The sequence below is a fragment of the Pseudomonas juntendi genome (assembly GCF_021560075.1).
In the GTDB taxonomy this organism is placed as follows: domain Bacteria; phylum Pseudomonadota; class Gammaproteobacteria; order Pseudomonadales; family Pseudomonadaceae; genus Aquipseudomonas; species Aquipseudomonas juntendi.
Window position 1 is genome coordinate 3398567 of record NZ_CP091088.1, and the last position, 22409, is coordinate 3420975.

General features: G+C 62.4%; 23 protein-coding genes and 1 tRNA gene. 16 read left to right on the top strand and 8 right to left on the bottom strand.

The window, feature by feature from the left end:
• The first annotated feature begins 368 nt into the window (after nucleotides 1–368).
• The 4 genes from L1P09_RS15995 (at nucleotide 369) to L1P09_RS16010 (ending at nucleotide 3525) form a co-directional block, all read left to right on the top strand.
• Nucleotides 369–1079: a histidine phosphatase family protein gene (locus L1P09_RS15995; protein ID WP_029884992.1), complete on the top strand. Its 711-nt coding sequence runs from the start codon at nucleotides 369–371 to the stop codon at nucleotides 1077–1079.
• A 56-nt stretch (nucleotides 1080–1135) separates the two neighbouring features.
• On the top strand, nucleotides 1136–1453 hold the full coding sequence (locus L1P09_RS16000) for an SCP2 sterol-binding domain-containing protein (RefSeq protein WP_009682121.1): 318 nt from the start codon (nucleotides 1136–1138) through the stop codon (nucleotides 1451–1453).
• 203 nt (nucleotides 1454–1656) lie between these two features.
• Complete coding sequence (locus tag L1P09_RS16005; protein ID WP_054904588.1) at nucleotides 1657–2724, top strand: phosphotransferase family protein; 1068 nt, start codon at nucleotides 1657–1659, stop codon at nucleotides 2722–2724.
• A gap of 33 nt (nucleotides 2725–2757) precedes the next feature.
• Nucleotides 2758–3525 carry an SDR family oxidoreductase gene (locus L1P09_RS16010; protein WP_047149840.1) on the top strand — a complete coding sequence of 256 codons (768 nt, stop codon included), beginning with the start codon at nucleotides 2758–2760 and terminating at the stop codon, nucleotides 3523–3525.
• Here the strand turns inward: L1P09_RS16010 and L1P09_RS16015 are convergent, their stop codons facing one another.
• Nucleotides 3526–4347 carry a class I SAM-dependent methyltransferase gene (locus L1P09_RS16015; protein WP_192440313.1) on the bottom strand — a complete coding sequence of 274 codons (822 nt, stop codon included), beginning with the start codon at nucleotides 4345–4347 and terminating at the stop codon, nucleotides 3526–3528.
• A gap of 119 nt (nucleotides 4348–4466) precedes the next feature.
• A complete protein-coding gene (locus tag L1P09_RS16020) occupies nucleotides 4467–4817 on the bottom strand; it encodes a hypothetical protein (protein ID WP_029884996.1) in 351 nt (116 codons plus the stop codon).
• A gap of 116 nt (nucleotides 4818–4933) precedes the next feature.
• On the opposite strand from L1P09_RS16020, the gene L1P09_RS16025 reads away from it, so the two are divergent.
• On the top strand, nucleotides 4934–5224 hold the full coding sequence (locus tag L1P09_RS16025) for an RcnB family protein (RefSeq protein WP_054904590.1): 291 nt from the start codon (nucleotides 4934–4936) through the stop codon (nucleotides 5222–5224).
• A gap of 1 nt (nucleotide 5225) precedes the next feature.
• Here the strand turns inward: L1P09_RS16025 and L1P09_RS16030 are convergent, their stop codons facing one another.
• Complete coding sequence (locus L1P09_RS16030) at nucleotides 5226–6386, bottom strand: GGDEF domain-containing protein (protein ID WP_192440315.1); 1161 nt, start codon at nucleotides 6384–6386, stop codon at nucleotides 5226–5228.
• A gap of 221 nt (nucleotides 6387–6607) precedes the next feature.
• On the opposite strand from L1P09_RS16030, the gene L1P09_RS16035 reads away from it, so the two are divergent.
• The 4 genes from L1P09_RS16035 (at nucleotide 6608) to L1P09_RS16050 (ending at nucleotide 10784) form a co-directional block, all read left to right on the top strand.
• Nucleotides 6608–6781, top strand: a complete 174-nt coding sequence (locus tag L1P09_RS16035; protein ID WP_235767879.1) for a hypothetical protein — start codon at nucleotides 6608–6610, stop codon at nucleotides 6779–6781.
• 77 nt (nucleotides 6782–6858) lie between these two features.
• Nucleotides 6859–7251: a glycine zipper domain-containing protein gene (locus L1P09_RS16040; RefSeq protein WP_054904592.1), complete on the top strand. Its 393-nt coding sequence runs from the start codon at nucleotides 6859–6861 to the stop codon at nucleotides 7249–7251.
• Between the two features lie 144 nt (nucleotides 7252–7395).
• The gene (locus tag L1P09_RS16045; protein WP_029884999.1) at nucleotides 7396–9228 is read left to right on the top strand and encodes an SLC13 family permease; all 1833 of its coding nucleotides are present in this window, start codon (nucleotides 7396–7398) and stop codon (nucleotides 9226–9228) included.
• 134 nt (nucleotides 9229–9362) lie between these two features.
• The gene (locus L1P09_RS16050) at nucleotides 9363–10784 is read left to right on the top strand and encodes a GGDEF domain-containing protein (RefSeq protein ID WP_054904593.1); all 1422 of its coding nucleotides are present in this window, start codon (nucleotides 9363–9365) and stop codon (nucleotides 10782–10784) included.
• A 1-nt stretch (nucleotide 10785) separates the two neighbouring features.
• Here L1P09_RS16050 and L1P09_RS16055 read toward each other — a convergent pair whose 3' ends face one another.
• Nucleotides 10786–11547 carry a sulfite exporter TauE/SafE family protein gene (locus tag L1P09_RS16055; protein ID WP_009682109.1) on the bottom strand — a complete coding sequence of 254 codons (762 nt, stop codon included), beginning with the start codon at nucleotides 11545–11547 and terminating at the stop codon, nucleotides 10786–10788.
• A 98-nt stretch (nucleotides 11548–11645) separates the two neighbouring features.
• On the opposite strand from L1P09_RS16055, the gene L1P09_RS16060 reads away from it, so the two are divergent.
• Nucleotides 11646–12551 carry a LysR family transcriptional regulator gene (locus L1P09_RS16060; RefSeq protein ID WP_182389094.1) on the top strand — a complete coding sequence of 302 codons (906 nt, stop codon included), beginning with the start codon at nucleotides 11646–11648 and terminating at the stop codon, nucleotides 12549–12551.
• A 130-nt stretch (nucleotides 12552–12681) separates the two neighbouring features.
• Here the strand turns inward: L1P09_RS16060 and L1P09_RS16065 are convergent, their stop codons facing one another.
• Together L1P09_RS16065 and L1P09_RS16070 are read right to left on the bottom strand one after the other, a co-directional pair.
• Complete coding sequence (locus L1P09_RS16065) at nucleotides 12682–12876, bottom strand: hypothetical protein (RefSeq protein ID WP_054904596.1); 195 nt, start codon at nucleotides 12874–12876, stop codon at nucleotides 12682–12684.
• A 410-nt stretch (nucleotides 12877–13286) separates the two neighbouring features.
• Nucleotides 13287–13640, bottom strand: coding sequence for an SH3 domain-containing protein (locus L1P09_RS16070; protein ID WP_232892885.1), 354 nt, complete (start codon nucleotides 13638–13640; stop codon nucleotides 13287–13289).
• 495 nt (nucleotides 13641–14135) lie between these two features.
• On the opposite strand from L1P09_RS16070, the gene L1P09_RS16075 reads away from it, so the two are divergent.
• The gene (locus L1P09_RS16075; protein ID WP_029885004.1) at nucleotides 14136–14321 is read left to right on the top strand and encodes a hypothetical protein; all 186 of its coding nucleotides are present in this window, start codon (nucleotides 14136–14138) and stop codon (nucleotides 14319–14321) included.
• Nucleotides 14322–14527: 206 nt separating this feature from the next.
• A complete protein-coding gene (locus L1P09_RS16080; RefSeq protein WP_235767880.1) occupies nucleotides 14528–15745 on the top strand; it encodes an amidohydrolase family protein in 1218 nt (405 codons plus the stop codon).
• A gap of 25 nt (nucleotides 15746–15770) precedes the next feature.
• On the opposite strand, the gene L1P09_RS16085 is transcribed toward L1P09_RS16080, so the two are convergent.
• Nucleotides 15771–18434 (bottom strand): methyl-accepting chemotaxis protein, encoded by a 2664-nt coding sequence (locus tag L1P09_RS16085; RefSeq protein WP_408005359.1) that lies wholly within the window; start codon nucleotides 18432–18434, stop codon nucleotides 15771–15773.
• Here L1P09_RS16085 and L1P09_RS16090 point away from each other — a divergent pair.
• From L1P09_RS16090 to nhaA, 3 genes are all read left to right on the top strand, one after another.
• Nucleotides 18325–19020, top strand: a complete 696-nt coding sequence (locus L1P09_RS16090; protein ID WP_009682100.1) for a 3-oxoacid CoA-transferase subunit A — start codon at nucleotides 18325–18327, stop codon at nucleotides 19018–19020. The two genes, L1P09_RS16085 and L1P09_RS16090, sit on opposite strands and share 110 nt — an antisense overlap.
• A gap of 8 nt (nucleotides 19021–19028) precedes the next feature.
• Complete coding sequence (locus L1P09_RS16095; RefSeq protein WP_009682099.1) at nucleotides 19029–19670, top strand: 3-oxoacid CoA-transferase subunit B; 642 nt, start codon at nucleotides 19029–19031, stop codon at nucleotides 19668–19670.
• A 176-nt stretch (nucleotides 19671–19846) separates the two neighbouring features.
• Nucleotides 19847–21208, top strand: a complete 1362-nt coding sequence (nhaA, locus tag L1P09_RS16100) for a Na+/H+ antiporter NhaA (protein ID WP_009682098.1) — start codon at nucleotides 19847–19849, stop codon at nucleotides 21206–21208.
• Nucleotides 21209–21391: 183 nt separating this feature from the next.
• Here nhaA and L1P09_RS16105 read toward each other — a convergent pair.
• A tRNA-Ser gene (locus L1P09_RS16105) sits at nucleotides 21392–21479 on the bottom strand.
• 132 nt (nucleotides 21480–21611) lie between these two features.
• On the opposite strand from L1P09_RS16105, the gene L1P09_RS16110 reads away from it, so the two are divergent.
• Nucleotides 21612–22283: a Bax inhibitor-1/YccA family protein gene (locus L1P09_RS16110; RefSeq protein ID WP_003251184.1), complete on the top strand. Its 672-nt coding sequence runs from the start codon at nucleotides 21612–21614 to the stop codon at nucleotides 22281–22283.
• The last annotated feature ends 126 nt before the right edge of the window (nucleotides 22284–22409 follow it).

The window sequence follows — 22409 nt, forward strand, 5'->3', positions numbered from 1 at the left end:
CCCGAAGGTGATACCGACCCGAGGCTCTACGGTAGACGTAGGGCACTGCGATTTGTGACACGTTGGGACGATTTGTGACACTGGATTCAACGGTGAGGATGGTCATTTTGGGTGGAAGCCCCGTGCTGCTTGGCTTTACCCGAGATCAAGGACAGTTGGCAAGAAACTCCACGTTGACTCCTTAAATACCAGCGCCATCACGGCGCGTAACTGTTGCAAGCATACCGGTGCATCTAGCGTGCTGCCAGCGTACGCAAACGCTGGCAACATCTTTCAAACAACCTTTTCAAACGCTTGTATGTTTTTCGTTGACAGCCTCTGTGCCGCGTCCTAACCTCGCAGCAACCTCCTACAGGCCGGAACCTTCCGTGGGCAACCTCTACCTGATCCGACACGGCCAAGCCTCTTTCGGTGCCGCTGACTACGACGTACTTTCGCCAGTGGGCGAACGTCAGAGCCTGGCGCTGGGCGAACACCTGGCCCAACTCGGCGTGCGGCTGGACCGCTGCGTAGCTGGGGACCTGCGCCGCCAGCAGGACACCGCGCGCCTGGCGCTGCAGGCCTTGCACGCTACGGGTTGCCCGGTACCCGCTGTAGAGACCGACGTGGCATTCAACGAGTTCGATGCCGACGGTGTTATCCGGGCCATGCTGCCTGGGCTGCTGCCGGCAGAGCCCGATGCGCTGCAAGTGCTGCGCAACGGTGCCGAGCACCGCAGCGAGTTCCAGCGCCTGTTCGCACTGATGGTGCAGCGCTGGCACGATGGCGAGCACGGCGGCGATGACCTGGAAACCTGGCAGGCCTTCACCGGCCGTGTGCACGCCGGCCTGCAACGCGTGCTGGATGCAGCCGGCAGCGGCGACAACATCGCTATCTTCACCTCGGGGGGCACCATTGCTGCCCTGCTCCACCTGGTGACCCGTATCACCCCCAGCCAGGCGTTCGCGCTGAACTGGCAGATCATCAACACGTCGCTCAGCCAGCTGAAGTTTCGCGGCCGCGACGTCGCGTTGGCTTCCTTCAACAGCCAGGCCCATGTGCAGCTGTTGAGGGCGCCGGAGCTTGTCACTTACCGATAAAGCCGGCTAGTTATGTCCCTGCGGGGACGTGTAAATCACTCAATAAGGAATGCGCCATGACCTCCGTAGCTGATGCCGTCAAAAAGATGCAAGAGAAGTTCAACCCATCCGCTGCCGCCGGCCTGGACCTGGTGTTCGGCTTCAACATCACCGATGAAGACAAGCACTACGCACTGATCGTCAAGGACGGCACCTGCGAACTGCAGGAAGGTGAAAACCCGGATGCCAACTGCACCCTGGTGATGGACAGCGAAACCCTGAAGGGCATCGTCAGTGGCGAAACCGACGGCATGCAGGCCTTCATGGGCGGCAAGCTGCGCGTAGAAGGCGACATGATGTTGTCGATGAAGTTGAGCGAACTGTTCCCATCCTGAAGGCCGGGAACAGCGCATGATCGAAAACCGAAGCCTGACCGGCTTCGGTTTTTTTTTTGCCTGCACCACCCATCAATGGCTGCATCAAGGCAGCTGATCGTACAGCAACACCCCCACCTATTACGCACCTGGGACGCTTGTTCCATAACGGGCAGGCCATTAGATTAGCCAATAGTTCCTGCGATCGAGAATAAGGAAAACGCATGACGCTCACCGACCAGTCCACCCAGGCACGCCCCGGCGAAGAGCTCGACGCGGGCGTCATCGATTCTTATCTGAAGGCCAACATCGCCGGCCTTGATGGCCAGCCCAGCATCAGCCAGTTTCCGGGCGGCGCTTCCAACCTCACCTACCTGGTCAGCTACCCTGGTCGCGACCTGGTGCTGCGCCGCCCGCCGTTCGGCCAGAAGGCCAAGTCCGCCCACGACATGGGCCGCGAGTTCCGTATCCTCAACCAACTGAACAGCGGCTTCCCGTACTGCCCAAAGGCCTACGTACACTGCACCGACACCAGCCTGATCGGCAGCGAATTCTATGTGATGGAACGGGTCAAGGGCGTCATCCTGCGCTCGGACATTCCGGCTGAACTCAAGCTGGATGCCGAGCGCACCGAAACCTTGTGCAAAAGCTTCATCGATCGGCTGGTCGAACTGCACCAGGTGGACTACAGCGCCTGCGGCCTGGCCGACCTGGGCAAGCCGGAAGGCTACGTGCAGCGCCAGGTAGAAGGCTGGACCAACCGTTACGAGAAGGCCCTGACACCGGATGCGCCGCACTGGCAACACGTGACCGCCTGGCTGCACGAGAAAATGCCCGCCGACCACCCGCGGCCCGGCATCGTGCACAACGATTACCGCTTCGACAACGTGATCCTCGACGCGGACAACCCTATGCGCATCATCGGTGTACTGGATTGGGAAATGGCCACCCTGGGTGACCCTTTGATGGACCTGGGCAACAGCCTCGCCTACTGGATCGAAGCCGGTGACCCGGCCCCAGTGCAACTCATGCGCCGCCAACCCAGCAATGCACCAGGGATGCTCAGCCGTCGGCAGTTCGTTGACTACTACGCCGAGCGGGCCGGAATACGCCTGGAAAACTTCGATTTCTACTACTGCTACGGCCTGTTCCGCCTGGCCGGCATCGTCCAGCAGATCTACTACCGCTACTACCACGGCCAGACCCAGGACAAGCGCTTCGCCCAGTTCATCCACATGAACCGCTTGCTGGAACAGATGACCCTGCAGGTCATCGCCAAGTCCAGCCTTTGAGCCCCGCCCACCACGGATTACAAGGAAAACAGCATGCCCAAGACCCACCTGTTCGACCTCGATGGCAAAATTGCCTTCGTTTCCGGCGCTAGCCGTGGCATTGGCGAGGCCATTGCGCACTTGCTGGCGCAGCAAGGTGCCCACGTGATCGTTTCCAGCCGCAAGCTGGAGGGCTGCCAGCAAGTTGCGGACGCCATCACCGCTGCAGGGGGCAAGGCTACGGCGGTGGCCTGCCACATCGGTGAACTGGAGCAGATCCAGCACGTGTTTGCCGGCATCCGCGAGCAGTTCGGGCGCCTGGATGTGCTGGTCAACAACGCCGCCACCAACCCGCAATTCTGCAACGTGCTGGACACCGACGCGGGCGCCTTTCAGAAAACCGTGGACGTCAACATCCGCGGTTACTTCTTCATGTCGGTCGAGGCCGGCAAGCTGATGCGCGAACATGGCGGCGGCAGCATCATCAACGTGGCCTCGATCAACGGGGTTTCGCCAGGCCTGTTCCAGGGTATCTATTCGGTAACCAAGGCAGCGGTCATCAACATGACCAAAGTGTTCGCCAAGGAATGCGCCCAGTTCGGTATCCGCTGCAACGCCCTGCTGCCGGGCCTCACGGACACCAAGTTCGCCTCGGCGCTGGTGAAGAACGATGCCATTCTCAACACGGCCTTGCAGCAGATCCCCCTCAAACGCGTGGCCGACCCCAAGGAGATGGCCGGCGCGGTGCTCTACCTGGCCAGCGATGCCTCCAGCTATACCACCGGCACCGCGCTGAACGTCGACGGTGGTTTTCTGTCCTGATCAGGTTTTGACCGCCACCAGGGTATAGCTCAGGGGCAGGCGTGCGGGCTGTTCGCGAAGGCGATACTCGCCGTCGTCGCCCTTGATCATCTGCCCTGGCAGCGCCTCCCAGGGAATGCTCTGGTGCTCGACCAGCGTGGTCAGGTGCAGGCCGTGGCTCAGCAAGGCACTGATCACCTCGCCAAGACCGTGGTTCCATTCGTGGGTTTCGCTGTGAGCCAGCCGCTGATCGGTTTCGACGTAAGTCTGGTCGCTATGCCACACCGTTGGCTCCTGCTGCTCGAAATAGGGGTATTCGAGCTGCAAGCGGTCCTGGTGGTCCTCGTTGACAGCCATCAGCATGGGGTGGCCATCGCGCAGGAACAGCCGCCCGCCCGGTTTCAGCAAGGCCGCGACGGTACGGGCCCAGGGCTCGATGCGAGGCAGCCAGCAGAGCGCGCCAATACCGGTGTAGACCAGATCGAAGGTGCGCCCTGGCAGCGCCTTGTCAGCCGCGTAAACATCAGACTCGACATACTCGATAGACGTTTTGCAGCGTGCTGCCAACACCCTGGCCTCGGCCAACGAAGCGGCAGAATAGTCCAACCCGCACACCTGTGCGCCAAGGCGGGCCAGGGAGAGGGTGTCGGTGCCGATGTGGCACTGCAGGTGGATCACATCAAGGCCGTCGATATCGCCCAACAATGGCAAATCAAAACGCACGGTGTCGGACAGCCGGTCGCGGTCGCGGACGAGCTGTTCGATTGCGTAGTCCTTCGAGGCAGCATGCAGCGGGGCGCGTTCATCCCAACTGGCACGGTTGAGTTGCAGGGAATGGTCCATGGTGTCTTCCTTGAATGCGAGCAATTGATGCTAGACGCCGCACTCACTGGCCGACAGAACTACCTTGCAAAAAAATGTAAACCAGCTGTCTCTGTCCGCCAAAGGGTAGCCAAATACCCTTACAAGCAGGTCGCTGCCGCTGCCCGGCGCTGCAGCGCCACGCCGTCGTGCTTCTGCGCGTAGTAGTCGACCCGCGTGCCACCGGCCTGCGGGTACACATCCACGAACGCTTCGGCTTCACGCGTATACACCGTCAACCCACCCTGCTTGCGCGGCTGCAGGTAGCCACTGGCATCGTCACCGAACACCCTCTCTTCCTGCCAGCTGTACTGAATGCACTGGGCCACCAGCTCTGGCGCCTTCTGCGAGTCGAGCTGCGCCGTCGGCTTGCCGCCGCGGGCAGTGTCCATGGTCGCAGCAGCACAACCAACCAGCATCAGCGCCGCAGCCATCGGCAGAATCGCACGCATGTTCCATCCTCGGGGGTTTGAAAAAGAAGCGACTCTAGCATTGGCACGCAGCGCGAGTGAATTGTCACGCGTATTCCGCTGTCGCAGACAATACAAGCCGTCATAAGGACATTGCCATGAAACTGCACTATCTACTGTTAGCCGCCCTGCCCTGCCTGCCATTGGCCGCCACCGCTGCCCCCTCGAGCGAAGAAAGCGTCACTGCGCCGGAAACCCACAACCGCGAGCTGAAGGTCGGTGACAAAGCGCCAGACCAGTACAAGCGTGACGAGGAAGCCATCAAGAACTGGAAAGCCAAGGGCCTGCCACAGCCTGAGAAGGAAAGCCACTGGGTGCGCATGGGCGATCACTATGTGCTGATACAGATTACCAACGGCGTGGTGCTGGCCATTCAGCCTGCGTCCTGATTCAACCCGCTGCGTCCAGCGCCACCATGTGCACGGTGTCGCGCCCGGCGGCCTTGGCCTGGTAAAGCGCCGCATCGGCCTGCGCCAACAGGCTGGCGGTGCTGTCTTTGTTCCCCGGCACACCGCACCACAGGCCAACGCTGAAACGTAGCTCGATGTGGTCACCGGCAAACCGGGCCGGGCTGCGCGCAATGGCCTCGCGCAGCCCTTGCACGGCAGTCAGCGCCCCGGCGCGGTCGGTAGCAGGCAGCAGCAACAGAAACTCCTCTCCACCGTAACGCCCGAGGCTATCGCCCTGGCGCAGGCGTTGCTGCAACTGGCGTACGCAATGGCACAACACTTCGTCACCGGCCAAGTGCCCATACAAGTCGTTGATGCGCTTGAAATGGTCGATATCGATCATCGCCACCGCAAGGCTCGCCTGCTGCCCGCGTGCGCGGTCCAGTTCGCTGGCAAAGCGCTCGAGAATCGCCCGACGGTTGAGGGTACCGGTGAGCACATCATGCAAAGCCAGGTGCTGCAGGCGCGATTCACTGCGCTCCTTGGCCATCAGCACCAGCCCGATCGAATACATCATGACCGTCACGGTGCCAATGGCTACCGAGATGCTCTGTTTCAGGTTGCTGGTGTCATAGCGCATTTCCACAGCCGTGCCATTGGCCACCGCAACCACCCGCATGCCCAGGCCTACCAGGCTGATCAGCGCACCGATCTCCAGCAGCAGGTGCGCTTTGCCCGGTCGTTCGCCATGGCGCCATGCCCAATAAAGGATCAGCGCACATTGCAACATCAGCACCAGGGTCGCCAGCAACATGCGCGGCTCCAGGGTATCGAGCAGCAGCATCAACCCCACCAGCATGAACGCCGGGATGATGAAAATGACCCGCCAGGGCACTACCCGCTCGCGCACACGGAACAAGCTGGCCGTATAGAAGGCCAGCGCCAGCGAAAGCAGGCTGTTGCCCAGCCCGTAGCTGAGCCACAGGGGGGCCTGGGCGTAAAGGGTGTAGCAGACGTAAGCCAGCGCGTGCACCAGCAACCCGCAACCGGTGAGCATCAGGTTGTCGCGGCGGTTGCCGTGCCCGACCAGCAACAGGCAGAACGCCAGGATGGTGGCAACCAAAGCAACAGCGGCGAACAAGGTAGGAGTATGCGCGATCATCATGATTCACTGAGTGGCAGAATGCCGTCTTGGCTGCGGCTTACCGTGCAGTCTAGAGCCGCCACGGGCGCCCGGCCATGACCGTACGGGACAGAACAGCAACCGAGAAGCACGTGGAAGATCGTGGATAGCACAAATTTTTGCCCGCCCAGGAAACCAAATGGATCGATCCGGGTCTCAGAAAGTGTGCGGTAAACCTTTGTGGATCAAGGACCTATCTCGTGACAAACCGTCTTGCAAGCCTTTCGCTGGTTGCTGTTGTACTGCTGACTGCAGGTTGCCACAGCCATCGCTACCATGACGACGATGGCTGGCGTGATCGCGACCGTGACCATCGCCACCACCGGCATCACCGCGACGATGACGAGCGTCAATACCGCGGCGACCGCTACTAACGCTGAAGCGGCTACAGCCCCGGCTCGCCGCCGTTCAGGCGGCACCTTAACCTGGTGAAATTTTCGAGGTTCATATCATGCGTCTGACTCTGCCTTCCGTTGCCCTTGGCCTGCTGCTATGCCAAGGCGCTTTCGCCGGTGATGGTAATGCCGCCATCGGCGGTGGCCTGGGTGGCGTATTGGGTAATGTGGTTGGTCAGCAACTGGGCGGCAAGACCGGCGCAGCCATTGGTGCTGGCGTTGGCGGCGCAGCAGGCAGTGCGGTAGGGGCTCGCAAGGGCAACCGTACCGAAGCGGCGCTGGGCGGCGGCCTGGGCTCGGCGGGCGGCTCATTGCTGGGCGGTGCAGTTGGCGGGCAGACCGGCTCGACCGTAGGCGCAGGCCTGGGTGGCGCCGCCGGGGGCGCCTTGGGCAACCATCTGGGCGACGACGACCGTGGCGGCAAGAAGCACCGCCGGCACCGTCACTGACCAGCCGAGCTGGACGGGGCCGCTGACGCCGATCGGCAGCAGCGGCCTTGAACCCTGCAGTACATCAACACCCCCTTCACCGCGAGCTGGCACACTGGCTGCTACTGTCTAACGTGCCCCTGTGTGAAGGAACACCCCCTCCCCATGAACCAAGAGTTGCTTTGGGTGCTTGGCCTGCTGGCCATCGTCATTGTCCTGTTCGTCATCAACCGCCCACGCATGGACGTGGTTGCGCTGATGGTGATCCTTGCCCTGCCGCTGCTGGGCATCCTCAGCGTGGAGCAGGCACTGGCCGGCTTCAGCGACCCGAATGTGGTGCTGATCGCCGCCTTGTTCGTGATCGGCGAGGGCCTGGTCCGCACCGGCATTGCCTACCGCATTGGCGAGTGGATGAGCGAGCGGGCCGGCAACAGCGAGGCGCGCCTGCTGGTGCTGCTGATGGTGGCGGTAGCCGGCCTGGGCTCGATCATGAGTTCCACAGGCGTGGTCGCCATTTTCATCCCGGTGGTGCTGAGCATTGCCGCGCGCCTGCAGCTCTCGCCCAGCCGCCTGATGATGCCGCTGGCCTTCGCCGGCCTGATCAGCGGCATGCTCAGCCTGGTCGCCACGCCACCCAACGTAGTGGTGCACAGCGAGCTGGTACGCCATGGCCACGCCGGCTTCAGCTTCTTCAGTTTCACCCCCTTCGGCCTGGTGGTGCTGGTGTTGGGTGTCGGCTACATGCTACTGACCCGCAACTGGCTCAATGGCGAAGTGCGCAAGGACGGCCGCGTGGAAAGCCGCCGCACCCTGCTGGACCTGGTACTGGACTACAAGCTCAACGGGCGCGAGCGGCGCCTGCGTATTCGCCCACACTCGCCGCTGATCGGCCATACCCTTGGCGAACTGGAACTGCGTACGCGGCATGGCGCCAACGTGATCGGTATCGAGCGCCAGCACAAGTTCACCACCCGGGTCATCACCGCCGATTCCAACACGGTGCTGCACCAGGGCGACGTACTGCTGCTCGACCTGTTCGCCAACCATGACAACCTGCGTAGCCTGTGCCAGACCATGCAACTGGAGCCCCTGCACTTCAAGGCGGCTTATTTCATCGACCAGTCCCAGGAACTGGGCATGGCCGAGGTGTCGCTGCCGCCTGGCTCGCAGCTGATCGGTAAAAGCATCCTTGAACTGGCGTTTCGTACCCGCTATGACCTCAACGTGGTAGGCCTGCGCCGCGAGCAAGCGGCGATTGAAGACCAGTTGGTAGAAGAAAAGCTGCGCCTTGGCGACACCCTGCTGGTGGTCGGCCCGTGGAAGGCTGTGCGCCTGCTGCAGGGCAAACCCAAGGACTTCCTGGTACTGAGCCTGCCTGCAGAGATCGACCAGGTAGCACCAGCCCGCACTCGCGCACCGCAGGCGTTGCTGAGCCTGGCAGTCATGGTGGGGCTAATGGTCAGCGGCGTGGTACCCAACGTCATCGCCGCGCTGATCGGCTGCCTGCTGATGGGCGCAGGCCGTTGCATCGACATGAACAGCGCCTACCGCGCCATCCACTGGCAGAGCCTGGTGCTGATCGTGGGCATGCTGCCATTTGCCCAGGCACTGCAGAAAACCGGCGGCATCGACCTGGCCGTGGGCGGCCTGGTCAGCGTGCTGGGCGGAGCCGGCCCCAGTGCCATTCTGGCCTGCCTGTTTGCGGTTACCGCGGTGATCGGCCTGTTCATCTCCAACACCGCCACGGCCGTGCTGATGGCACCCGTTGCGGTCAGCACGGCGGCGCAGCTGGGCATGTCGCCCTACCCGTTTGCCATGACCGTGGCGCTGGCTGCATCGGCGGCGTTCATGACGCCGGTGTCTTCGCCGGTCAACACGTTGGTGCTGGGCCCGGGCCAATACCGCTTCGCCGATTTCGTCAAGATCGGTGTGCCGTTCACCGTGCTGGTGATGCTGGTCACTGTGCTGATGGTGCCGTGGTTCTTCGGCCTGCAGTAACAACGCCAAGCAGTAGTGACAATTTGGCATTATTGCGACCGGCCGCGGCAGATTGACATCAACTGCCATGACGAAACACACTGACGAGCAAAGTCCCAGGTGCTACAAGGCGTTGTCCTGGATTTCGTCTCCGCTTGCCGGTCGAGCCCATGGTTTTCCCAGCCCCATCGCGCCTGTTGCCCTACGTTGCTCTGCTATGCCTGACCTTCGGCCTTACCTTGGGCGGCATTCTTGCGCGCCCGATCGAGTCCCTGTCATTGTTCTGGCCTGTGAATGCGGTACTGGCCGGCGTGTTGCTGCGGCACCCGCGCCAAGCCACGCTGGCCGGCTTCAGCCTGGTGTGGCTGGCCATGGTCGGCGCCGACCTGCTGTGCGGCAGCGCCTGGCTGCCCGCACTGTGGTTCAACCTGTGCAACCTGGGTGTCGTGGTCACTCTCTGGCTGCTACTGTCGCGCCTGCCCCGTGTGCACCGGCGCTTGCGCACCCCCCAGGGTGTACTCAGCGTGTTCGCCGCCTGTGCCGCCGGCGCCGTGGTCGCGGCCAGCATGGCAGCAGCCATGGCCGCGCCCTGGTTTGAACAGTCCCTTGGCGCCACCTGGCGGGCGTGGTTCAGCGAACAGTTCTCGACCAGTGTGCTGATCCTGCCCGTACTGCTCACTGCACCCTCGATGCGAGCCCTTATACGCGGTGGCGCGCAGCCTGTACGGCTGGCACCACTGCTGGGGCTGCTGGCCTCACTGGCGTTCAGCATTGCCTTCGGCGGCCCTGGCGCCATTGCCTTCCCCATCGCCGCACTGCTGTGGTGTGCCTGGACCTACTCGCCGTTTCTGGTGTCGCTGCTGGCGCTTACCGCTGGGAGTACACTGATCGTGGCCGTGGCACAAAACCTCATGCATTTCAGCGTGCCGCAAAGTGCGCCGGGGGTGACGACACTGTTGTCCGCGCGCCTGGGCATTGCCATGCTGGTGCTCGGGCCGCTGGTGGTGGCCTGCGTCAGCCAGGCCAACCGCAGCCTCATGGCCCGCCTGGCCCACCAGGCCACCATCGACCACCTCACCGGCGCGCTCTCCCGCAGCGCCTTCACCCGCCGCGCGAGCGCGCTGCTGGACAGCCGGCAGCAGGCCCAGGCACTGCCACTGACCCTGATGATGCTGGACATCGACCACTTCAAGTCGATCAACGACGTCCATGGCCATGCCGTGGGCGACCAGGTGTTGCGCCAGTTCGCCGGCGCCCTGCAAGACCAGTTGCACAACAATGAACTGTTTGCCCGCCTGGGCGGCGAGGAGTTCGTCGTGGTGATGCCAGGCCTTGCGCCCGAGCGGGCCACGTTCACCGCCGAACGGCTGCGCCGTGCCGTGCAGGACCTGCACGTGGTCCAGGGCGACAAATGCCTGCAAATTACGGTCAGCATTGGCGTGGCCGGCTGCGAAGCGCACATGCCGTCACCCAGCCTGGACCTGCTGCTGGCCAGCGCCGACCAGGCGCTGTACCGGGCCAAGGCCCACGGCCGCAACTGTGTGGAGCATGCCGACCCGCAGCGCCAGGTGGTGTGAGTCAGCCGACGAACACATCCCACGACAGCTTGGCGATCAGCACGCACAACAGCACCAGGAACAGCCCGCGAACGAAGCCCGCGCCCTTGCGCACGGCCAGCCAGGTGCCAGTCAACGCGCCAAGGATATTGCACAGGGCCATGGGCAGGGCAATGGCGTACAGCACGTTGCCCGACGGCACGAAAAACACCAGCGCCGCCAGGTTGGTGGCAATGTTCACGACCTTGGCCGAGGCCGATGCGTGCAGGAAATCCAGGGCGAAGAAGCGGATGAACAGGAAGATCAGGAAGCTGCCGGTGCCAGGGCCGAACAGGCCATCGTAGAAACCGATCGCCCCACCGATCAGCACTGCCAGGCATTGCTCCTTGCGGCCGATTCGGGCCGGTTTGTGCAGGGTGCCGAAGTCTTTCTTGCAGAACGTGTACACCGCCATCAGCACGATCAGCACCAACACCGCCGGGCGCATTACCCCCGGCGGCAGCAGCGACACCGTGGCAGCACCAGCGAACGACATGACAAAGGCGCTGACCGCCGCGGGCACGATCAAGCCCCAGTCCAACGTGACCTTGCGGATGAACGAACGCGCTGCGAAGGCCGTGCCACACACCGAAGCCAGCTTGTTGCTGCCTAGCAATGCCGCCGGTTGCGCGGTGGGTAGCACGTTGAACAACGCGGGAATCTGGATCAAGCCGCCGCCGCCCACGGCCGCATCGATCAGGCCGGCGGCAAAGGCGAATACAGAAAGTACAGCGATATCCATCATGACGCGGTTCCAGGCAGTGGGTACAGGTGCAAGGCTAACCAAAAGGGCGTGGCTGTGTTGAAATGCCATATTGCGAAAACTGCAACAAGGAGCAGCGCATGGCATTGGACATGCTGCGGGAAATTCAGGCGTTCGTCAGCGTCGCGCACAAGCGCAGCTTTGTCGCCGCGGCCCGGGCGTTAGGGCGTTCGCCCAGCGCGGTTACACGCGCGGTGCAAACCCTGGAAGACAACGCCGGGAGCAAGTTGCTGAACCGCAACGCCAATGCGGTCACCCTGACCGCAGCGGGCGAACGCTTGCTGCCGCACGCCGAGCGCTTGCTGGATGTGCAACGCGATGCAGCCGACGAACTGGCTGCGCTCAGCGGGAACGCACAAGGCTGGATCCGCTTCGCCGTGCCGCAACTGTTGGCCGAACACCTGTTGCCCCAAGTGCTCGCGGATTTTTCCCGTCGCCACCCCCAAGTCACGCTGGATGTGCAGTACAGCGACGAAGCGCTCGACCCACTGCTGGGCAAGTTGGATTTCGCAGTCCGCGGCGCCTTCCCGCAGTCCAGCGAACTGATCGGCTACCCGCTTTGGCCCTACCAGCGGCACTTGTATGCGAGCCCGGCGTACCTGGCCTTGGCCGGTACGCCGGCGCATCCCGAACAGCTGGAAGGCCACTCGCTGATCCTGCATACCGCACCGCGCATCCTCAAAGCCTGGCACTTTTGCCGCGATGGCCAGATCACCAGCGTGCGGCCCAGGCCGCGGTTGCGCCTGGCCTCGGGCACTGCGGTGTACCACGGCGCCCTGGCGGGTGCCGGTATCGCGCGCCTGGCAGCCTGGGTAGGCGAGGCGCAGGTCAAGGCCGGGCGCCTGGTGCGGGTATGCGCGCCATACCGCCTGACCTCCAGCACTGGCCAGGACCCGCAGATGCACGCGGTATACCCGGCTGGCGAGCTGCCCGCCCGGGTGCGCGACTTGCTGATAGCCCTGCGCCAGGCCGGCCGGGCGCCATGAACAGCCCTTCGAAAAGGCTGTTCAATTTCTGCTCAATTTAACAGAGCCCGCCACTGGCATGGCTTACAGCACTTTATCCACAGACCTACCCACGTTTTTTGTGGACAGATTTCCCAACGCAAAGAATGACTTATCCCACACCCAGCAATGCCGCATTGGCCAGCTTTACCAGCTCGATCCACTCTGACGTGCTGATATCCCCAGCCTGCTCCAGCGCTTGTGCATTGCGCAGCGCCTGCTCGTAACCGTGCTCATCCAACGTGCCCTCGGCGAGGAAACGGCTACGCCACTCCAGGGCGGCGCAGGCGCCTTTCTTGCATTCCATTAATGTGTCGACTCCCAGCGGAAAAGGCCGACCCGAATGAGCGGCGGCGGGAGACTACACGAGGTATTAATGCTTGAAAATGCCATGCAGCGACCGCTGGTCCAGCGATGCTGACGAAGGGAATAGTGGCTATTTGCCAGGAAATTGGGCCCGAGCTTGAAGTAGACGGGCCGCGCAGAAAAAACCGATCACCCTCAGCTTGGCGGAATGGTGCCAAGCAGGCCGATCAGAATAGTGAGTAGCAGAAAACCCCCCAGGAACAGCGCCAGCTTGCCCATTAGAACCTCGACAGTTGTGAAGCGGGAATGGGCGTATTGTCGGGCCTGGGCTGATACGGTTACAGATTCAGGTTGGCGCAAAAAAAGCGTATCAGATGCAGCGCACGGCACGTGGCAGCGTTGGGGCGCCCCTCAGCCCAATTCCTGAAGCTTCTCTGCCGGTAACCAGCCCAGCTCGCCGTTACCATGGCGCCGACACCACAGCCACCCATTGAGCGGCCGCACCATCTCCACCAGTTGCCCCGGGTCGGCGTCCAGTTCGTGCGCACAGTAATGATCGAGCGCCCGCCCCTGGCAAACGCTGAGCCGTTCAATCAGCTGCGCGGGCACCCAGCCGGGCTCCTGGCCGGTGCAACTGCACAAATACCAGTCCTGCCAGCCAGGCTCGCCTTCATAGCGCGGGCCAATCTCCAGCAAAGTGCCTTTGGCAAAGCGGATAGGCCGCGGGTACTCACTGCGGTGGGATTCGATCACAACGTAGTGCATGGGCCTCTCCTTGGCCGGAAAACCTTCGCGCCAGGCTCAGGCGGCAGATACCGCCCGTCATCGGCGCATGTATGGGGCGACAACGGCAATGATACATACCAAATGCCACGGTGTTTCCTGCGGCATGCAGAGCATTGTGACAGCCCCTGTTTTGCAGAAGTTGCACCGGCTCTGGATAGGTCCCGCGCAGGTCGCTGAAGGCCCGGCACCTGCTGGGTGTGCAAGGTAAGTGCAACATAACATTTCCAAAGCTGATCGAGCCCTGCGCAGTGGGCCTGCCGAGGGAGAACCGGTCCAACCCAGCGGATACTGGATGCCAGACGGCACGTGGCGACATATACAGAAATGCATCTTGTAGGAAACTTTACCGCTCAATGTAGGAAATACCGCGAACACCAGATTTTCCTGTATGAAACATCAGTTTCTAGAGGTAATTCGAGCTGCTACGGTCCATGTTTCCTACAACGGCACGGAAGCCCACAGTGTGAGAAGCCCATGGACCCTTTCAACGCTTCAGCCCTGAAACTGCAGAAAAACCTGCTGAACCTGCGCATTGAGCGGGACCGCCTGAGAAGTGCGGGCAAACACCAGGAAGCTGATCAACTTGCCCAATCTGTCGCGCAACTGGAGGCGGCTCTGCAGCAGTTGCCAGATGACCTCAAACCAAACACCTTGCAGTAAGAATACCCACGCGGTGCCCCCAGCCGGTGAAGCCTGCCGGGCTGAAAAGCGCCGCCTGGGGGCCCGCACAACGATCCCCTGCGGCCGGCTGACGCTACCCCGCATCCACAATTCCACTGGCCTTGATCCTGATAATTAATTGGAGGCAAGCGCTCATCCGCCTTACCGTGGCAAGCCACCAAGCCCCAGTAGAAAAGGCCAGTTCCATGAACGACCGTGAGTTCATCAATGCCATCGATGCCGATGGCCTGCCCCTGCACATTGCTGTCAGCAACGGCCGCATCAGCCACATTGGCGCGCAGCGCGCCGGCACCCCGGCCCGCGAAACGATCGACCTGGAAGGCTTGCTGGTATTGCCGGGTTTCGTTGATGGCCACATTCACCTGGACAAGAGCTTCGTGGGTGATCGCTGGCGCCCGCACCAACCTGTCGCCAGCCTGCGCGAGCGCCTGGCCGTGGAAAAACGTGAGCTGGCGAGCGCAGCGCCCATCATCGAGCGCGCCGACGCGCTGATGCGTCAGGCAGCTGCGTACGGCACCTTGGCCATGCGTTGCCATGTGGACGTGGACGCCACCACCGGCCTGAGTCACCTGCACGCCATGCTCGAAGCCCGGGACAACTGGAAACACTTGCTCGACATCGAGCTGGTGGCCTTCCCCCAGGCCGGCGTGGTCACCTGCCCTGGCACCGCCCAGGTCATGGAGGCCGCTATCGGCGAAGGGGCTCAGGTGGTTGGCGGCATCGACCCCACCACCTTGGACGGCGACGCTGACGCCCAGCTGGATATCGTCTTCGGCATCGCTGAGCGGCATGGCGTTAAAGTCGATATCCACCTGCATGAACCCGGCGATATCTGCATCGCCCAACTTCAGCGCATTGCCGCGCGCACCCAGGCCCTGGGCATGCAAGGCCTGGTTGCGGTCAGCCACGCCTACGGCCTGGGCGACGTCACCGACGCGGTGGTCGACCACACCGCCGAAGCGTTGGCGGGCGCAGGTATCTCAATCATGACCAATGCCCCGGGCGACCGGGCCTTTCCGCCGGTGCTGCGCTTGCGCGCCGGGGGTGTGCAGGTGTTCACCGGCAACGACAACATCCAGGATGCCTGGTGGCCGTATGGCAATGGCGACATGCTGCAGCGGGCGATGCTGGTCGGTTACCGCTCGGGGTTCAACACCGACGAAGAGCTGCGGGTGGCGCTGCAGATGGCGACCGAGGCCAGTGCCGCGGTCATGGGCAAGCAGGATTACGGCCTGCACCTGGGTAACGAGGCCAGCTTCGTGTTGTTGAGGGCGCCCAATGCGGCGGCCGCGGTGGCGGCTGCCATTCATGAACGGGTGATCGTCCGCCACGGCGCGTTCTGGGGCGGGCCTGCACAGGTGCACCTGCAGGCTGGCCAGTTCGCTGCCGAACTGCGGCGCTGACAACAGCCCTGGCCAGCTTCGGCACTCAAGCGGCAGCCGCCCGTTTGCCCTCTTCGCTGGTCTCGAACTGCCCGACCAGCTTCTGCAACTTGCCGGCATCCACCCGCACCTTCTGCGCACTGCTCTGCAACACCACCGCAGTCTGGCGCATCTCGTGGGAAGACTGGTTGACCTGCTCGATGGTCTTGCCATATTCCAGGCTGCGCCGGTTGAGCTGCTGGATGATCGCGAACATACCCTCCACCGCCTGGTGCAGTTGCACGTTTTCGGACGAGGCGTCCTCGGCCAGGCGCAGGCTGCTGTCCACGTCCTGCACGCCCCGCTCCATGAAACTCACGGCCTGACGGGTCTCACCCTGCAGGCTCTCGACCATGGTGCGTATGTCATCGGCAGCCCGCGCCGTTCGCGCCGCCAGGCTGCGCACCTCGTCGGCCACCACGGCAAAGCCACGGCCGTGCTCGCCAGCGCGCGCCGCCTCGATCGCAGCATTGAGCGCCAACAGGTTGGTCTGGTTGGTAATGTCACTGATCAACCCGGTGATGTTGTCGATCTCGACCATGCGGCTGTCAAGGCGTTGCACACTGGAGGACGAGCGCGCCACCACGTCGCGGATCGACTGCGTACCGGCCTGCACCGCCTGGAACTGCTCGCGGGCGCGGGTGACCACTTCGTCCATGGCCTGCTTCATCTGCTCGGCGCTGACCGAGGCCTGCTGCAATTCGCCCAACTGCTCTTCCATGATGATCATCATCTGATGCACGACCTCGGCCACGTCAGCCGAAGTGACGCTGGCATCCTGGCTACGGCCCAGCATCATCTGGTTGGTGACGCCCACCGTGTGGCTGGCCTTGACCACCTGCCCTACCACTGCATCCAGGCGGTCGATGAAGCTGTTGATCCAGCGGGCCATGTCGCCGCTTTCATCGTTGCCCACCGTGTGGTTATCCAACCGCTGGCGCAGGTTGCCCTCACCCTCGGCGATGGTCCGCAGCACATTGCTCATGCCATTGAGGCGCGCCGCCACACGGCGCGGCCCGAGCATGCCGAACAGCACCGCGGCGGCGAGCATGGCCAAGGCTTCGACCACCTCGTTCAGGCCCTGCGGCAGGCCCGCGTAGTGCTGCACCAGGTAGTTGCAACCGAACAGGCCGACCATCGTCGCAAGGTAGGGCTTCATCAAGCCATAACTGAGCGAGCGGCGCCGGTACACTTCCTCGAGGTCTGCCTCGCACATCATTCCCCAGCGGTCCGGCGAGCCCGGCAGCTGGAAGGTCACGCCCTTGCCCACCACTGGCACATGACGGTAGTCGGAATACCCGGGGTAGGTAACGAACACATTGGCGCCGCAACGGATGGTTTCGCGTACCCCCGGGTGCAGCTCGCGGGTGGATGGGTCGGTAAAACGCAGCTCCAGCTCGGTATGGCGCTGCACCTGCACGGTGCCCCACGCCGTGTGAACGCCGTTTTTCAGGTTCTCGCCGTGGGTGAAGGTTGAATCTTCGAAACGCGAGCGCGACAACGCCGTACCCGGCTGGATCGTCGGGTCGAAGCGCGACTGCGCCATGAACAGGTAGTTGTCACCCGATTCGGCGTAAATATGCCCAGCCTCGCGCTGGATCAGATCGCCCAGCACATCGTTGGGTACGCGACCACAGAGGCAACCCACGACGTTGCCGGTAACCTTCACAGGCTGGTAGAACATCAGGGTTACCTCATCGTGAAAGCGCGAAGAGGACGGGCCGATGCTCAAGGTCAGCGGGTCGCAATAGGGGCCGTGCAAAAATGGCGCCTTCAGCCCCTGCGCCAGCGCACGGGTGTGCTCGACGGGCGCTGTTGCCCGTTGCGGCCAGGTCGAGGCAAGCACCTTGCCAGTGGGGTCGACGACGAACAGCTCGGAGAAGTCCTCGGCCTGAGCCAGCTTGTCCTGCAATTGCGCGCTGCCCAGCCGGTCAAAGCCGGGGGCCAGTTGCTCGGCCAGCTCGGCGAGGTGCTCCCATTGTTCGTGCGCCCACTCCTGCAGCAAACGGACGCGGGTCTGGGCAATGGCCTCGAAGGTTTGCTCGATTTGCGGATAATTTGCCCGGTTCAAGTGACATGCCCAGCCCATGCTGAACTTGCCGGTTCTACCAAACCAGGGCAGCCAGCCCTTCTCTTGGGATGACAACTGCATGGAACCACTGGAAAGCGACATTATCTTCACCATACGCGACATCGAATGGCAATTTGATAGCAAGTCGCAGGCCAATAGAGGCATCGGGGTAGAATCACGGTCTACCACCGCATCCCGCCCGCTAGCAGTGCAAAAACACACCATTCGGGTGGCGGGTAGCACCATTCGGGTGCAAAGTGAGGCGCCAAGCCCCTGAGCGCACGGGACTGCACCGCCGTTCGGGATGCTCGCAGATCGCACAACAGTTCGATAATCGCACGAATTCCGCCAAACCCCCTCTACTGTAGCCCTGTCTTGCGGCACGCTATGGCCAAAGTCAGCAAGCGATTGCACATGCTGACAGGCCCACCGCTTTAAAGGCGCCGGCCAGCCCGACAACTCCAACTCCAGGAACAACCAGGAGCTCGCCTTGATCAATAAAACGTACGAGTCCATCGCCAGCGCGGTGGAAGGGATCACCGACGGATCGACCATCATGGTCGGTGGCTTCGGCACTGCCGGCATGCCGTCCGAGCTCATCGATGGCCTGATCGCCACCGGCGCCCGCGACCTCACCATCATCAGCAACAACGCCGGTAACGGCGAGATCGGCCTGGCAGCCTTGCTGATGGCCGGCTGCGTGCGCAAGGTGATCTGCTCGTTCCCGCGCCAGTCCGACTCGTACGTGTTCGACGAACTGTACCGCGCCGGCAAGATCGAACTGGAGGTGGTACCCCAGGGCAACCTGGCCGAGCGTATCCGCGCAGCGGGCTCGGGCATTGGTGCGTTCTTCTCGCCGACCGGCTACGGCACGCTGCTGGCCGAAGGCAAGGAAACCCGTGAAATCGACGGCCGCATGTACGTGCTGGAAATGCCGCTGCACGCCGACTTTGCGCTGATCAAGGCGCACAAAGGCGACCGTTGGGGCAACCTGGTCTACCGCAAGGCGGCGCGCAACTTCGGCCCGATCATGGCCATGGCCGCCAAGACGGCCATCGCCCAGGTCGATCAGGTTGTCGAACTGGGTGAACTGGACCCGGAACACATCATTACCCCGGGTATCTTCGTCCAGCGCGTCGTCGCCGTCACCGGCACCAGCGCTGCTTCGCTTGCCACCGCTGAATGAGGCCTGCCATGACCATCACCAAAAAGCTCTCCCGTACCGAGATGGCCAAGCGCGTGGCCGCAGACATTCAGGAAGGTGCCTACGTAAACCTCGGCATCGGCGCACCAACCCTGGTGGCCAATTACCTGGGTGACAAGGAAGTATTCCTGCACAGCGAAAACGGCCTGCTGGGCATGGGCCCTAGCCCGGCCCCGGGCGAAGAAGACGATGACCTGATCAATGCCGGCAAGCAGCACGTGACGCTGTTGACCGGTGGCGCTTTCTTCCACCATGCCGACTCGTTCTCGATGATGCGCGGTGGCCACCTGGACATCGCGGTACTGGGTGCCTTCCAGGTTTCGGTCAAGGGCGACCTGGCCAACTGGCACACCGGCGCCGAGGGTTCGATCCCGGCGGTGGGCGGCGCGATGGACCTGGCCACCGGCGCGCGCCAGGTGTTCGTGATGATGGACCACCTGACCAAGACAGGCGAAAGCAAGCTGGTGCCTGAATGCACCTACCCGCTGACCGGTATTGGCTGCGTCAGCCGTATCTACACCGACCTGGCAGTGCTGGAAGTTACGGCTGATGGGTTGAAAGTGATCGAAATATGCGCAGACATCGACTTCGATGAACTGCAGAAACTCAGCGGTGTGCCACTGATCCAGTGATCGAGCGCAGGCGCCCGCTGTACAGGCAACCCCGCGGCGTATGATCGATAACCGCATTCGGGTTCATCTGAATGCGGTTATTCGGTAGACTAGCGCCCGGGTGTCTGCTGCATGGTGCAGTGAGGCAGGTTAAAGAACAGCGCAGGTCGGGCCGCCATGCGGGAGTACTTGCGCCTATGCCTAAAACAGATTTGCCTCGCGCCCAGAAAGTGGCCGAGCGCGCCTTGGCCAGCCTTCAACGCTTTTTGCATATTGAAGCAGTCAGTGGCATCGTCCTGTTGGTTGCCGCTGTCGCCGCCCTGATCTGGGCAAATTCCCCTGCCGCACACAGTTATGAGGCCCTGTGGCATGCCCCGATAACGTTCGGCGTGGGCTCGTATGTGTATTCGCAGTCCCTGCATTTCTGGGTCAATGATGGGCTGATGACCATCTTTTTCCTGGTGGTGGGCATGGAGATCCGCCGCGAAATCCACGAGGGCGCCCTGGCCAGCCTGCGCCAGGCCATGCTGCCCATGGCCGCTGCTGTCGGCGGGGTAATCGCACCGGCACTTCTCTACCTCGGTATCGTTCATTCGCCAGCCGACCATCAGGGTTGGGCAGTGCCAACGGCCACCGATATCGCTTTTGCGGTAGGCGTACTGGCCCTGCTGGGCAAGTCGATTCCGTCCAACGTACGTGTGTTTCTGCTTGCCCTGGCGATCATCGATGACATTATCGCTGTGCTGATCATCGCGGTCTTCTACTCGGGTGGCCTCGACTACAGCGGTTTCGGCGTCGCGGCGATCGGCCTGCTGATGGTAATCGCGCTGCAGAAGATTGGTGTGGGATCGGCCTACGCCTATATCGTGCCCGGTGCGATCGTTTGGCTAGGCATCCTGTTGACCGGTGCCCACCCGACCCTCGCCGGCGTTGTGCTCGGGCTGATGACCCCGGTAGCCGCCATGCCGATGCGTGAGCGCCCTCTGGACGCCATTAGCCGCTTCACCAACGAGTTGCTGGGCCGCGCCAAAGCACCAGAGCGCGATGCCAGCGAACTCATCGACCCGTTGAAACGCCTGCGCCTGGCACAGCGCGAACTGCTGCCGCCGGTGGTGCGGATGCAAGGCACGCTGCACCCTTGGGTAGCCTACGGCATCATGCCAGTGTTTGCCCTGGCCAATGCCGGGGTCAGCCTGGCTGGGGTCGACCTGTCTGCGGCGGGCCCACAATGGGTCATGATCGCCGTGATAGTCGCTTTGGTCGCAGGCAAGCCCTTGGGCATCATCAGCGTCAGCTGGTTGATGGTACGCCTGGGCTGGTGCGCGCTTCCCGCCGGGGTGAACTGGCGCAGCATCACGCTGGTGGGCCTGTTGGCCGGTATCGGTTTCACCATGTCGATCTTCATCGCCAACCTGGCGTTCGTCGACCCCGGCTCACTGGGGGCAGCCAAACTTGGCGTGCTATCGGCCTCGGTGATCGCGGCGGTGTTGGGGCTGACCTGGGGCGTATGTAGCGTGCGCCGTGCAGCCCCTGCAGGCAACCTGGGTTCGTCAACCTAGCAGCGCCTGCACTGGGCCGCTTTGCCGGGCTGGCCGGGGCTGAAATGCCCTGGCCAGGACAGGTTCGACGGCCCCTCTTAATACACAGGAGCAGCCGACGCCGCTGATGCTGGCATGAGCATGAGGCGAAAAACCATCAGCCACAAAAAAGCCCTGAAAAATCAGGGCTTTGATGAAAAATAGTGGCGGAAGCGTAGAGATTCGAACTCTAGGATAGTTGCCCATCGACGGTTTTCAAGACCGTTGCCTTAAACCACTCGGCCACGCTTCCAGCTCGTTTGCGGCCGCCATAATACCGTAATGAAACAAGCTGTCAAACTCTCTGTGTCGCGGGTTGCAATGGCTCTGGTAGACTCCCAGCATCTGAACGTTCGAAACCACAGGTTTACCAAGGAGTGTCGCCATGCGCGAACAGGATTATGCCGTACATCACGGCCAGCAGGTCGAGCAGCAGGAGATCAGCAAGGTCCTGCGCAACACGTACAGTCTGCTGGCGCTCACCCTCGCCTTCAGCGGCGTCATGGCCTTCGTTGCCCAGCAAATGCGTGTCGGCTACCCGAACGTGTTCGTGGTGCTGATCGGCTTCTACGGGTTGTTCTTCCTGACCAACAAGCTGCGTGATTCGGCCTGGGGCCTCGTATCCACCTTCGCCCTGACCGGCTTCATGGGCTTCATTCTTGGCCCAATCCTCAACCGCTACCTGGGCATGGCCGGTGGTGCCGAGGTCGTCAGCTCGGCATTTGCCATGACTGCCCTGGTGTTCGGTGGTCTGTCGGCTTATGTACTGATTACCCGCAAGGACATGAGCTTCCTCAGTGGCTTCATCACTGCCGGCTTCTTCGTGCTGCTGGGTGCGGTCGTGGCCAGCTTCTTCTTCCAGATCAGCGGCCTGCAACTGGCGATCAGCGCCGGCTTCGTGCTGTTCTCGTCGGTGTGCATCCTGTTCCAGACCAGCGCGATCATTCACGGTGGTGAGCGGAACTACATCATGGCCACCATCAGCCTGTATGTGTCCATCTACAACCTGTTCGTTAGCCTGCTCCAGCTGTTTGGCATCATGGGGCGTGATGACTGATTGTTGTTTGTTAGAAAGCCCGCTTCGGCGGGCTTTTTTGTGGGTGTGGGAAAGGCATGCCTGTGTTCGCCTTTAGCATGGGTTAACCGGCGCAGCAGTGCACATTCGCGGCGGGCGGTTTTTGAC